Origin of the sequence: Photorhabdus heterorhabditis, assembly GCF_001280945.1 — a bacterium.
GTDB classification, from domain to species: domain Bacteria; phylum Pseudomonadota; class Gammaproteobacteria; order Enterobacterales; family Enterobacteriaceae; genus Photorhabdus; species Photorhabdus heterorhabditis.
On the sequence record NZ_LJCS01000084.1, the window covers coordinates 1 to 14,521 of the forward strand.

General features: G+C 41.0%; 9 protein-coding genes. 7 read left to right on the forward strand and 2 right to left on the reverse strand.

The features are described 5' to 3' along the window. Nucleotides 1-265: 265 nt before the first annotated feature. From AM629_RS19065 to dld, 7 genes are all read left to right on the forward strand, one after another. Nucleotides 266-1,744, forward strand: coding sequence for an amino acid permease (locus tag AM629_RS19065; protein WP_054481098.1), 1,479 nt, complete (start codon nucleotides 266-268; stop codon nucleotides 1,742-1,744). Nucleotides 1,745-2,070: 326 nt separating this feature from the next. Continuing rightward, nucleotides 2,071-3,204, forward strand: a complete 1,134-nt coding sequence (locus AM629_RS19070) for an ABC transporter substrate-binding protein (protein WP_054481099.1) — start codon at nucleotides 2,071-2,073, stop codon at nucleotides 3,202-3,204. A gap of 24 nt (nucleotides 3,205-3,228) precedes the next feature. Further along, the gene (locus AM629_RS19075; protein ID WP_054481100.1) at nucleotides 3,229-4,317 is read left to right on the forward strand and encodes a FecCD family ABC transporter permease; all 1,089 of its coding nucleotides are present in this window, start codon (nucleotides 3,229-3,231) and stop codon (nucleotides 4,315-4,317) included. After that, a complete protein-coding gene (locus tag AM629_RS19080) occupies nucleotides 4,314-5,108 on the forward strand; it encodes an ABC transporter ATP-binding protein (RefSeq protein ID WP_054481101.1) in 795 nt (264 codons plus the stop codon). Before AM629_RS19075 ends, AM629_RS19080 begins: the two co-directional genes overlap by 4 nt. Nucleotides 5,109-5,729: 621 nt before the next feature. Next, nucleotides 5,730-7,721, forward strand: coding sequence for a ligand-gated channel protein (locus AM629_RS19085; protein ID WP_054481103.1), 1,992 nt, complete (start codon nucleotides 5,730-5,732; stop codon nucleotides 7,719-7,721). Nucleotides 7,722-8,399: 678 nt separating this feature from the next. Next, nucleotides 8,400-9,782 (forward strand): APC family permease, encoded by a 1,383-nt coding sequence (locus AM629_RS19090; RefSeq protein WP_054481105.1) that lies wholly within the window; start codon nucleotides 8,400-8,402, stop codon nucleotides 9,780-9,782. A gap of 192 nt (nucleotides 9,783-9,974) precedes the next feature. Next, nucleotides 9,975-11,690 carry a D-lactate dehydrogenase gene (gene dld, locus AM629_RS19095; RefSeq protein ID WP_054481107.1) on the forward strand — a complete coding sequence of 572 codons (1,716 nt, stop codon included), beginning with the start codon at nucleotides 9,975-9,977 and terminating at the stop codon, nucleotides 11,688-11,690. Between the two features lie 102 nt (nucleotides 11,691-11,792). On the opposite strand, the gene sbcB is transcribed toward dld, so the two are convergent. Beyond that, a complete protein-coding gene (gene sbcB, locus AM629_RS19100) occupies nucleotides 11,793-13,223 on the reverse strand; it encodes an exodeoxyribonuclease I (protein ID WP_054481109.1) in 1,431 nt (476 codons plus the stop codon). Between the two features lie 853 nt (nucleotides 13,224-14,076). Next, nucleotides 14,077-14,334, reverse strand: coding sequence for a hypothetical protein (locus AM629_RS19110; RefSeq protein WP_149617092.1), 258 nt, complete (start codon nucleotides 14,332-14,334; stop codon nucleotides 14,077-14,079). Between the last annotated feature and the right edge of the window lie 187 nt (nucleotides 14,335-14,521).

The window sequence follows — 14,521 nt, forward strand, 5'->3', positions numbered from 1 at the left end:
TGGTAAACCGATTAAATAATCGCCCCAGAAAAACACGGGGAGGGAAAACACCGAATGAATTATTTAAAGGAATACGAACATGTTTACTTCCGGATTAACGATGTTGCACTTATTATGTGAATCCAAGTTAGTTAAGAATTAGTTATATTACTTATAATTTTTTCTGAATTATGAAGGTATCTTATAATTGTGCTTCCTTGCTATTTTGATAGCGAGGATTTGCTACAATCCGCCATCAGGTTTATTCTCAGATAACAGGAACATAATGTCTCAACAACAAAGTATTCCCCGGAAGCCAATAGCGCAACATTTACGCCGTGAATTAAAAGCGCGGCATTTGGCAATGATTGCTATTGGTGGATCAATAGGCACGGGGCTATTCGTGGCTTCAGGTGTGACGGTTTCACAGGTCGGGCCAGGTGGAGCATTACTTTCCTATGCGTTGATTGGCCTGATGATCTACTTCCTGATGACCAGTCTGGGAGAGCTGGCTGCTTATATGCCTGTTTCTGGTTCTTTTTCAACTTATGGCTCCAAATATGTTGAAGAAGGATTTGGTTTCGCCCTTGGTTGGAATTATTGGTACAACTGGGCGGTGGCTATCGCGGTGGATTTGGTGGCTGCTCAGTTGGTTATGGGTTATTGGTTGCCGGATGTGCCAGGTTGGGTTTGGAGTGCGTTGTTTCTTACATTGGTTTTTTTACTGAATTTTATTTCAGTGAAAGGTTTTGGTGAAGCTGAATACTGGTTTTCTTTGATTAAAGTTACCACGATTATTGTCTTTATTGTGGTCGGAATATTAATGATAACCGGTATTATGAAAGGTACAGAAGGTGCTGGATGGCATAATTGGACTATTGGTGATGCCCCTTTTGCCGGTGGTTTCTCTGCTATGATTGGTGTAGCAATGATAGTTGGATTTTCTTTCCAGGGAGTCGAACTTATTGGCATTACGGCGGGTGAGTCCAAAGATCCCGCGAAGAATGTTCCTCGTGCAGTACGTAAAGTATTCTGGCGTATTCTGTTGTTCTATATTTTTGCTATTCTGATTATTAGCCTGATCATTCCTTATACTGATCCAAATTTGCTACGTAATGATGTCGGGGATATTAGCGTTAGTCCGTTTACGTTGGTATTTGAAAATGCCGGTTTATTATCAGCGGCGGCTGTGATGAATGCCGTTATTTTAACGGCGGTATTATCTGCGGGTAATTCAGGAATGTATGCATCTACTCGTATGCTGTTCACATTGGCAAAAGAGGGCAAAGCGCCAAAGATTTTTGGTAAATTATCTCAAGGTGGTGTGCCGCGCAATGCTTTGTATGCAACAACGGTTGTTGCTGCTTTGTGTTTCCTCAGTTCAATGTACGGTAATCAGACAGTGTATCTGTGGTTGTTGAATACCTCTGGGATGACTGGTTTTATTGCATGGTTAGGGATTGCTATCAGTCATTATCGTTTCCGCCGTGGTTATGTAGCTCAGGGATTGGATCTAAATAAGTTACCTTATCGTTCAGGGTTTTTCCCGGTTGGCCCGATCTTTGCGTTTATTCTCTGTCTGACCATTACATTAGGACAGAATTATCAGGCGTTTCTGCAAGACAAAGTTGACTGGTATGGTGTAACCGCAACTTATGTTGGTATTCCATTATTCCTATTGATTTGGTTTGGTTATAAATTAGCAAAGAAAACCCGTTTTATTAAATATAGCGAGATGGAATTTCCTGATATCCCCAATAAATGAATTTGATCACGTTGAATAATAATTAACAGGCTGGTAGGGTCTTTGGAAAGACGTAAACCGGCCTGATTTTGCAGTATTTCAATGCGATTCATGATCAATTTATTATTATCTTAACGTTTTGTTCTATTATGGTTAAATAGCTATTGACAGGAAACCAGCAGAAAACGCTCATTTTTGTAACTAAATAGACGTTTTTTTATTTTTCATGCAGTTGGTCGTATAACTTAGTCATGTTATTTCCAAAATCTCTGTGAATCACATTGATAATTATTCTCGTTTGCTTTATTGTTAGCGCCATTATTATTAATATGAAAGAGGCTAACAAAGTGAAATTTGTATCTCGATCTATTGCAAAGAGTATCAATATCAGCCTGTTGGCGGGTTCGGCAGTAATGGCAAGCTTCGCATCATGGGCTGAAACGGTTACTGATGTAGTTGGCCGTACTGTTGACGTTCCTGAGAATGTAAACCGTATTTTGTTGGGTGAAGGTCGTTTGTTCCACGCTGTCGCTTTACTTGAAGGGGATAAACCACTGGCTCGTATCGCGGGTTGGCAAGGTGATTTTCGCAAACTGGACCCACAATCCTATGCCATCTATAAAGCTAAATTCCCTGAGATTGACAAAGTTCCTTTGATTGGTGATACCAGTGCTGACAGTGTTAGTTCTGAAAAAGTATTAACTCTCAATCCAGATATTGCTATTTTTGGCTTGTCTGGTCATGGTCCGGGTAAGAACAGTGAATTGGTTGCTCAGCTTGAAAAAGCAGGCGTTCCAGTTGTGTTTGTTGACTTCCGCACCGATCCACTAAAAAATACGCTGCCAAGCATTCGTATGCTGGGTAAAGTATTGCACCGTGAAAAAGAAGCAACAGAATATGCTGATTTCTACGAGAAGAATATAAAACTAGTAACGGAAATCACCAATAAGATCCCGGAAGAGAAAAAGCCAGCTGTATTTATTGACCTAAGAGCGGGTGCTTTTGAAGACTGCTGTGCTACTGCAGGTAATGGTAATATGGGTAATTTTATCGATCTGGCGGGTGGTAAAAACATTGCTAAAGATGTGCTACCAGGTGCACTTGGTAATATGAATCTCGAAAAGATTATTGCAACTGATCCTTATATTTACATTGCCAGTGGTGCAAAAGCGTCAGACAGTAATGAACCTGGTGTAAAACTGGGCGCGCAAGCTACACCTGAGCTGGCAAGAGCTAGCCTGAAAAAAATAACTGATCGCAAAGGTATCAGCTCTTTGACTGCGGTTAAAGAGGGTAGAGACTATGCTATTTGGCATAATTATTATAATTCTCCATATAACGTAATAGTCGCGCAGGTATTTGCTAAGTGGTTCTATCCTGAACAATTTGCAGATTTAGATCCACAAAAAACACTGAATGAATTACACAGTAAATTCCTGGCAGTTGAACCATTAGGTGTTTATTGGATCAGTGAGAAGTAATCAGTAAGACAGGTAACAGAAATAATGAGTGTCACTACCGAGCCTATGCCAACGGTGAAACAACAATCAAATAACAGCGGTGTAAAAGCCCATTACCAATATATTTTACGCCGCCGTATCGTGATGATGGTGTCCATCTTCTTGGTTATCGGTGCTTCCGTGGTATTAGATTTTACTATAGGGCCATCAGGTTTATCTTTGCAGTCTCTCTGGCAGACTTTAGTATCACCAGATAGTGTAGATGCGGGTACACGGGTGATTGTTTGGGATATTCGTTTGCCATACGCTCTGATGGCGGTAGTGATTGGCCTGTCTCTTGGGCTGGCTGGCGCTGAAATGCAGACGATTCTGAATAACCCATTGGCAAGTCCTTTCACGTTAGGGGTTTCTCAGGCGGCTGCATTTGGTGCTGCGTTGGCTATCGTGTCAGGTATTGGTATTCCGGGCGTGCCTGACCAGTGGTTTATCTCTGCGAATGCCTTTATTTTTGCTTTGCTGGCAGCGTTGGTGCTGGATGGCGTTACTCGTTGGACACGGGCTGCCACTTCTTCTGGCGTGGTGTTGTTTGGTATTGCGATATACTTTACTTTTGACGCATTGGTTTCCATGATGCAGTTTATCGCAACTGAAGATACCCTTCAGGGGCTGGTACTCTGGACAATGGGTAGCCTTGCCAGAGCAACCTGGATAAAACTGGGTGTTATGTTGCTGGTATTTGCAGTTATTTTTCCGATTTCAATGATGAATGTTTGGAAATTGACAGCGTTGCGTTTGGGTGAAGATCGGGCCATCAGTTTTGGTATTGATGTTCGTCGCCTGCGCTTGGGTACATTATTGCGTATCAGTATTCTTTCCGCCTTAGCAGTTGCATTTGTCGGACCAATTGCCTTTATCGGTTTGATTGCGCCCCATATTGCTCGTATGATATTTGGTGAAGATCACCGCTTCTATTTGCCTGCCAGTGCATTAATTGGTGCATTAGTACTGTCTTTGACGTCGATTGTCTCGAAGAACTTGATCCCAGGTGTCATTATTCCGGTCGGGATTGTTACTGCATTGGTTGGGGTTCCATTCTTCCTTAGTATAATTTTGCGTTACAGGGGGAATGTATGAAGCAAGGGTTAACTATCAGCAATTTTTCTGCTGGCTATCCGAAAAATCCGGTAATTGAAAATCTAAATGTCGCGCCATTGCCTCGCGGGAAAATTACAGTACTGTTGGGACCAAATGGCAGCGGTAAATCAACACTCCTGCGTTCGCTGGCTGGCTTAAATCGCGCCAGTGGGCAGCTCTGGCTTGATGGTCAGGATTTGATGAAAATGAATTTTGCGAAGAGGGCGGAAAATGTGGTTTATTTGCCACAAAGTTTACCTGCTGGCGTTCATTTACATGTGTTGGAATCGATTATTGTTGCTCAACGTGCATCCGGTGGACATCATTCTGAAACCAGTGAAGAAGAAGTGATGTCTTTATTAGGTCAGCTGGGGATTGAACATCTGGCATTATGTTATTTAGATCAATTATCTGGTGGTCAAAAACAGTTAGTCGGATTGGCACAATCGCTAATTCGTAAGCCGACATTATTATTATTAGATGAACCACTTAGTGCATTGGATTTAAATTATCAATATCACGTAATGGAATTGGTTGCACAAGAAACACGCCACCGTAATATTATTACTGTAGTGGTCGTGCATGATATTAATATTGCTTTGCGTCATGGTAATTATACATTAATGTTGCAAAAAGGTAATTTAATTGCCGAAGGAATTCCTGAACAGGTTATTACGCCGGATAGCTTAGCACAGGTTTATGGTGTTAGAGGCAGGATTGAACACTGTTCTCAGGGTGTTCCACAGGTATTAATTGATGGGTTGGTTTCTCGGTTAGAACCTATTCTATAACCTATAGATTTCAAGATGCATCGAGACGGCAAGGGAGAGAATCCCCGGGAGCATAGATAACACTGTGACCGGGGTGAGAGAGTGCAGCCAACAAAGAGGCAACTTGAAAGATAACAGGTATATAACCTTGTTACAGGATTAAATCATGGACATGGATAGTGCATAGAAACGAGAGCGTACATGGTAATAAGTAAGGAATAGGTTTTTCCGCTCGTAATAAAGTACGTTTAAAGGCTGTCGTTTTTGTCTGAATAATACCCATGTCCACTCTTTATTATTACAAAGAGTGGGTGATAAAATAATTGAATAATATAGATTATTTGAATTAATAGAGAATATTGGCTTATATTTTATAGTAATAATATGTAAGAAAGTCGAATAAAACAAAATAATAAAACCACACAGGGATGAGTGTTTTATCCCTGCTATTTGGGCATATGTTAATTATCCATTTTATAAATTAATAAAACATAATTATACCCAATAGATTTTAAGATGCATCGCGACGGCAAGGGAGCGAATCCCCGGGAGCATAGATAACTATGTGACCGGGGTGAGTGAGTGCAGCCAACAAAGAAGCAACTTGAAAGATGCGGGTATATATTTCTTGGAGAATTGGGAATGAGTGTTTTTAATAAAAGAAAAATCGCGTTAGGGGTTATTGCTGCAATTTCATCTGGCTCTGTTTTTGCGGCCAGTGACAATAATGACACCATTGTTGTGACTACAGCATCAGGCTTCCAACAGAAGATTGAAGATGCACCAGCGTCTATTTCTGTGGTGAGCCGTGAACAATTAGAAACCAAGGCTTATCGTGATGTGACTGATGCCCTGAAAGATGTGCCAGGGGTCGTTGTAACGGGAGGTGGTAGCAGCAGTGATATCAGTATTCGTGGTATGGCGCCTAAATACACCATGATTCTGATTGATGGTAAGCGTATTGATACCCGTAATACCCGCCCAAACAGTGACGGCTCTGGTATTGAGCAGGGGTGGTTGCCACCTCTGGCGGCGATCGAGCGGATCGAAGTGGTGCGTGGGCCGATGTCTTCTCTTTATGGTTCTGATGCAATGGGTGGGGTTATCAATGTCATCACTCGTAAGGCGCAAAAAGAGTGGAAAACTAGCTTGCGCGCTGATACTACTTTGACTGAGCGTAAAAATTCGGGTAACAGTTATCAGAGTAGCATTTATACAGCAGGCCCGATAATTGATGGCCTATTGGGATTAAAAGTGCATGGCCTGTATTCTCACCGTAACGAAGATAAATTCATTGGCGGCTTTAAAGAGCAAGAAATGCGTAACGGTTCAGTCATTTTTTCTCTGACACCTGATGATAAAAATACTTTTGATTTCGAAGCGGGTCGTTATGAGCAGGATCGCAATACTACTAGAGGTAAATCGTCTCGTGGTGACTCAGAGAACAGAGATTATAATCGTAACAATTACTCTATTTTGCATAATGGTATTTATGATTTCGGTACCATGACTTCATACATCCAACATGATGATTCACGTAATCCAGGGCGTGACATGAAGTACCAAGATACAGTATTTAACAACCAAACTGTTTTCCGTTTCGATGATCATACTCTGAGTGTGGGGGGGCAATATCGCCATGAAAACTTACATGGTGGTGACAATCTATTAGCGTCCGCTAATGGTATGGATAAATTGACTCGCTGGAGTTGGGCTCTATTTGCTGAAGATGAATGGCAAATGACCAATGATTTTGCCCTGACTAGTGGTATCCGTATGGATAAGGACGAGAATTTTGGGAGTCATTGGACACCTCGTCTGTATGGAGTATGGCATGCCGATGAACAATGGACGATTAAAGGTGGTGTATCTACTGGTTACCGTTCTCCTGATTTACGTCATTCCACATCAGATTGGGGGCAAGTTACAGGAGGAAGCCCTAAAACTATTAATGGATTTAGAGAAAAGCCAGGAATTATTGTTGGCGACCCAGACTTAAAACCAGAAAAGAGTTTTGGCCAAGAGATCGGTGTTATTTGGAATAATCAAGAAAACCTTGATGTCGGTTTGACAATATTTAATACAGAATTTAAAGATAAGATCACTGAAATTAGTCGCTGCGCTGATCCAAGTGGTGGGAAAGATAAAAAGTGTAAAATTGATGATAATGTTTATAAATTTATTAATGACCGCATTAACGTAGATAAAGCCAATATACGCGGTGTAGAAGCGACTATAAACTGGGATATCGTTGAAAACTGGTCATTGTCTGCGAACTATACTTATACAGAGTCAGAACAGAAAAGTGGGAAAAACAAAGGAAAACCTTTGAATAAAATGCCTAAACACATGGCGAATGCGACTCTGAACTGGCAAACTTTACCGGAAATGCAAACCTGGACCCGGATAAACTTCCGCGGCAAAACCTCAGATTATTTAGGGCGTGGTGATAGTATGAAGGAAGGAGCTCCGTCCTACGCCTTTGTGGATATCGGAGCCAGCTATAATTTAACCAAGGAATTGCGCGTGTTAGGTGGAGTGTACAACGTATTTGATAAACGCGTTACTCAAGAAAATTATGAAGTGCAACTGGATGGCCGTCGCTATAACATCGGTCTTACTTACGACTTCTGATAAATAATTCTTATTAAATGTTTGTTAACCCCCTTGCCTGTTTTTGGCAGGGGGTTTTGTTTTTTGCTTAACCCTAAAAACTGGATAGTAATTCGTTTTGTGTTGTGCTAAAACTTGGCACATGTCAAAAGAATGTATATGACATGGTTAAATTCCATAGCGTAATCAATATGTGTGGTAAAAAATAATGAACTTTTAGTGCGGCGAGTATTGCTATTTTAGGTCTTCAAGTGCAGAATTCGCCCACTGGAAAATAACTGATGCGTTTATATGTGTCGGTTATTTTTTTTGCTTTGACTTATTTTTTACTATACCCAATAGATTTCAATTTGCAGCGCGGCGGCAAGTGAACGCAGCCAACAAAGCAGTAGCTTGAAAGATGAAGGGTATATACCAAGAGGCCGGACTCTGAGCCGGATAGATAATTGGCCCACGTGCAACCAGAACGAGAATCGGTTGCCGTAATGAGGAACGCTAATATGGAGCAATTATTCTCTATCGCACTTGTGCCAATCGGCGCATGCTGCTGCATCGATGACTATGGAGCATTGCGCTCTATGTACAATCCAGCCTCTAACTCCACTGTCTATTCTGCCTATAGGCAGAAGCGAAGTCTTCCCAGTAACTGTCGATTAAGTAGTGATAAAACACGAATCGGAGTTATGGGAGGTTTCGCTCATGTCGCATAATACTGCAATCTCAATTGGCACCAACCAAACTGGTGCGAACAATCGTGTTCAACTCAGAAAAACACTGACCTTAGTTCAGGTGGTGATGATGGGCCTTGCTTATCTGCAACCTATGACTATCTTTGATACTTTTGGCATTGTTTCTGGTTTGACTGACGGTCATGTAGCAACATCTTATGCTATTGCTTTGATCGCAATTCTGTTTACTGCCTTAAGCTATGGGAAATTAGTAAAACGCTTCCCATCTGCTGGGTCTGCATATACTTATGCACAAAAATCCATAAGCCCACATGTTGGTTTTATGGTAGGTTGGTCGTCGCTACTGGACTATCTGTTCATGCCGATGATTAACATCTTGTTGGCGAAAATTTATCTTCAGGCCATCTTTCCTGGTGTAGAGCCATGGATATTCGTTGTGGGTTTGGCATTATTGATGACAGCCTTTAACCTGCGTGGTATCAACGTTGTTGCTAATCTCAACACCGGCATTGTTATTGTTCAGGTTGCAATAATGGTGGTATTTGTGGGTTTGTTGATCCACGGCGTATACAATGGGGAAGGTACAGGAACTTTATGGAGTGTAAGACCTTTTGCCTCTGAAGATGCCCATTTAATCCCGATGATTACTGGGGCAACGATTTTGTGTTTTTCATTCCTTGGGTTTGATGGCATTAGTTCGTTGTCCGAAGAGACGCCGAATGCAGGCAAAGTGATCCCGAAAGCGATCTTCCTGACAGCATTAATCGGTGGCGTTATCTTTATTATAGTTTCTTATTTCTTACAGCTCTATTTTCCTGATATCTCCCGGTTCAAGAACCCGGATGAATCTCAGCCAGAAATTATGCTGTATGTAGCGGGTACTTTATTCCAGTCCATTATTCTGGTGTTCTCTTGTGTCACTGTTTTGGCCTCTGGTATGGCATCCCACGCAGGTGTTTCGCGTTTGCTCTATGTCATGGGGCGCGATGGCGTATTTCCTGAGAAAATATTTGGCTATGTTCATCCAAAATGGCGGACTCCGGCAATCAACGTATTGTTGGTAGGTATCGTAGCACTGTCTGCTATTACCTTTGATTTGGTGACTGCAACAGCTCTGATTAACTTTGGGGCGCTGATAGCGTTCACCTTTGTAAATTTATCGGTTATCTCTCAGTTCTATATCCGTGAACGTCGTAACCGTACATTGAAAGATACAATCAACTTCTTGGTATTGCCTGTGGTTGGTGCCTGCACTGTTGGGGTGTTGTGGATGAACCTGGAACAAAGCTCTATGGAGTTGGGTTTAACTTGGGGAGCAATTGGTCTGGTTTATATGGTATTCCTGACCCGTCGTTTCCGTCAGCCGATGCCTCAGTGTTCTGAAATGATTTGATATCCGGTTTGAAAAAGAAAACGGTACCAATGGTACCGTTTTTTTTCATATTTCCAGTTTGTCGTAATAATGCAGAAGAAGGATCTTAGGAAAGAAAACAGCGAGGTAGCTTGCAGATAAGAAAAATTCCGGCGGTAAATAAAGAAAAACAATCTATGCTCTGAGAGGTAATTTACTATTAAGGAAGCGTCTATGAATGATGCACAGACCTCTCAAAATCAGCAATTCATTACTATACTGACTAATATTGTTGGTAAATCTCATATCCTGACTGCCCCCCACAAAACTGAACGCTACCGTAAAGGTTTTCGCTCGGGCCAAGGTGATGCTTTGGCCGTAATATTTCCCGGTTCATTGGTAGAACAGTGGCGTGTGTTTAAAGCCTGTGTTGAAGCAGATAAGATCATCTTGATGCAGGCGGCTAATACCGGTGTGACCGAAGGTTCTACTCCGAGTGGTAATGATTATGACCGTGACATAGTGATCATCAGCACGTTGCGCATGAATAAGATCCAAATCCTGAGACAGTATAACCAGGTAGTCGCACTGCCGGGCAGTACCTTGTGGCAACTTGAACGTGCGTTAAAACCGTTGGGACGTGAACCTCATTCGGTCATCGGTTCTTCCTGCATTGGGGCTTCTGTAATTGGTGGTATCTGTAATAATTCAGGTGGCTCTCTGGTTCATCGTGGTCCAGCCTACACTGAAATGGCCTTATATGGGCGAGTGAACAAGAACGGTAAGCCAGAATTGATTAATCATCTGGGTATCTACTTGGGAGAAACACCGGAAGAGATCCTCTCTTGTCTGGAAGAACAGCGTTATAGTGACCAGGATATAGAACAAGGTCAGCATAAAGCATCTGATTATGAGTATGCCCAACGTGTGCGTGACGTAGATGCCGATACACCATCTCGTTTCAACTCTGATGAACGTCGTTTGTTCGAAGCGTCGGGTTGTGCAGGTAAGTTGGTCGTATTTGCTGTCCGGCTCGATACTTTTCCAGCCGAATCTTTGTCTCAGGTATTTTATATCGGTACCAACCACACTGACGTGTTGACAGAATTACGTCGCCATATATTAGCCAATTTTCGTAATTTGCCGGTGGCGGGTGAATATATGCATCGGGATATTTTCGATATCGCAGAAATTTACGGTAAAGATGCTTTTATCATGATTGATAAGCTTGGTACGGATAAAATGCCGACCTATTTTACGTTGAAAGGGCGAATGGACGCTATTTTCAATAAGGTTCCATTTTTACCTTCCCATCTTATTGATCGCATGATGCAAGAGTTGAGTCGTTTATTTCCGTCGCATTTACCTAACCGTTTGAAAGAGTATCGAAATCGCTTTGAGCACCATTTGATATTAAAGATGTCGGGTGATGGGGTTGAGGAAGCTAGAAATTGGCTAAAGAGTTATTTCAGCCAAGCAGAGGGGGCATTCTTTGCCTGTACGACGGAGGAAGGAGTTAAAGCATTCCTGCATCGTTTTTCCGCTGCCGGCGCAGCGATCCGTTATCAAGCCGTACATAGTAACCAAGTGGAAAATATCCTTTCGCTTGATATTGCTTTGCGTCGGAATGATCGAAAATGGTTTGAGCAGTTACCGCCAGAGGTTGATGATGTATTAGTGCATAAACTTTATTGCGGGCATTTTATGTGCCATGTATTCCATCATGATTACATTGTAAAAAAGGGTGTGGATATACATGCACTAAAAGAAAGAATGATAGAACTCCTTGATCAGCGTGGTGCAGAATATCCCGCAGAACACAATGTGGGCCATCAATATCAAGCTAAGCCTCAGCTGAAGAATTTCTATCGGATGACTGATCCTACTAATACTCTCAATCCAGGAGTTGGGAAAACGTCTAAGCTGAAAAATTGGGGGGAAGAATCTTAATGCCAGTATTCTCAACATCATGGCAGTACTAAGAAGATGTGAGTCTGTAAGCATTACCCCATTTAGGAAGAAGGCGAGCATATATGACTCGCCGTTCTATGATTATTCAGCCAGTTTCACTGCATATTCCATCAGGGCCTTAAGTTGACGGCATTTTTCTTCATTGCTTTGGTATTCAATAAAAAGTTGCTCAATGATAAAGATATATTCACTAAGTTTATCTTGGGTTAATGCATCTTGACGATGGCGTAGCCAGCTCTGTTGTTCATCATAAGTCAGAGTAGAAGGGTAATTTCTGGCACGATAGCGGAATAATAGCGTTTTAATGCGCGGGTCCTGGAAAGTCAGGTCTAAAGCAGGTAAATTCTGCGGTTGTGTTTCACGGATAATATTCATTGCTGCTTTATCTGCATCACTAAAGAAACCGTCATACAGCTTAGCGTCAACATTATCTGATTCAGGGAAAGATTCAGCCTGAACAAACAGTTCGACAACTTTTTCTCTGATTTGTGGATTATTGCGTAGAATCGCCAGATTTTTCTCACAATGATCACGATCTAACCCAAGACGTTCAGCGTCTTCTGTTCGTAAAGTATTATCAGGTGCGATTATCGGGCACTTATTAACATGGACCAGCTTAACAGGGACTGGTAGCTGATCTGGCTGCAATTCATCATGGCGGGTATACAGACGTTCACGTAAAGCATCTGCATCCAGTTCCAGCAATGGTGAAATATCTCCAGTCAGATCACACATGATAACGGCATTTCGGTTTATCGGATGCCATGCAAGAGGTGCTACCAGACTGGTATTGCTACGGGCAGCGCCAAACATCCCGGAGACATGAACTAGCGGTTTCATTTGTGGGATATCAATGAGATTGCTGATTTTCTGTTTATTTCTTAGCTGAAAGAAATAATTGAACATCCGTGGTTGTGCTGCTTTAAGCAGTTTTGCCATTGCAATTGTAGCGTAAACATCGGACATAGCATCGTGAGCATGCGAATGCTCAATACCATTTGCCTTGGTCAGATGCTCCAGTTTAAAGCTGGGCAGACCATCGTCATTTTTGGGCCAGATAATACCTTCGGGGCGCAGGGCATAACAGGCACGCAATACATCAAGTAAATCCCAACGGGAATTACCTTTTTGCCAGCTATAAGCGTATGGATCATAAAAATTGCGGTAAAAAATATTCCGGCTGACTTCATCATCAAACCGGATATTGTTATAACCGAGGATACAACTATTAGGCACACTGAATACATTATGAATTTGTCGGGCAAATTCCGCTTCGTTGACACCTTTTTCCAATGCAATCTGAGGCGTAATTCCTGTAATCATGACCGCTTCTGGTTGAGGGAGATAATCATCAGTAGGTGAACAGTAAATCACTAACGGCTCTTCAATAATATTGAAATCCATATCAGTGCGGACACCGGCAAACTGAGCTGGTCTGTCTAATGCGGGATGTTTACCGAAAGTTTCATAGTCATGAATGTAGAAAGTGGGTTGTTCGCTGCTGTTTTTCACTGTTGTTCAATGTCCAATTATGTTAATTAATTATTTGTTTTTTCTGCTTTTTAAATGGATAAATGATCTTTTGTCTGAAAATGTGGATAATCTTTGCTTACTATCTTAGAGAATCCATGCGATTGCAATATTGTATACCTATTTTCTCGCTTTCTGCACCACGATTGGAATGCTATTGGGTATTGATGATATCTGTGCTTAAGACTCAATTTAAGGTTAGAGAAGCATTAGAATTATTTCTTGGTTAGAAGGCAACATGGAGTTGTGTGTATCAGAGACCTGTAAGTGTATGATTAAGTTTGGGGTTTATTTAATGAGATATTTAATGAACTCTCCGCAGGACTGGATAAATGATGATGACGAAAATAAGTATATTGATGAGAATCGTGATGCATATAACTCAAGGGATAATTGGTGCGGTGTGTGTATTTTCAGTTATGGGATGAGTTTATTTTACCGTGATGTCAACATTAGAAAATCGATATCAGTATGCGATAGTTGCAGGTATATGCTTGGCATTTTCTGTTTTTTTACTATATAACAAAAAAATAAAAGAAAAATGCCAATTGTTTCAGTAAGTGTTAATAAAGATATATACCCAATAGATTTCAAGTTGCAGGGTACCGGCAAGTGAGCGCAGCCAACAAAGCAGCAGCTTGAAAGATGAAGGGTATAAATATTGGGAGGGATTATTACCTACTATATTATATCAGGTCATCTCTATTTACCAACTAATTACAAATGGATTCATCAGTAAATCAACCATTAAACAGAATAAACCGGATATGCAGTACCTTGGTAATTTCCAAGGCACTAAAATAGAAGGATATAACTTTCTGTTATATCTGGTTTTTTAAGGGTAGTTAATTTCTTGAAAATGTTCATTAATACGCTCAAGATATTGATCTTTTAAACCAGTTTCATATTGGATTCTTTCAAGTAAATTCACTCTGTTGACACTATAGAATGGCCTAATAGGAATCCCATTTCTGGGATGGGTTATTTTTATAATTGGAATTTTTGTTCTACGGGCGTAGCCATAAGAGATTTCGTAACCATCTAAATCAAAGGGGATTTTTTTCATCACTTGGCCTAATCTAATCTTCGTCATGTTTTTCGTCAATTTTAATACTATTTCAGTAATAAGGAGTTTTTTATTTTATTATTAAGATGAATATCACAAATATAGTTATTTTTGAAAGGGGTTTAACTAATAAACTAATAAACTAATAAACTAATAAACTAATAAACTAATAAACTAATAAACTAATAAACTAATAAACTAATAAACTAATAAA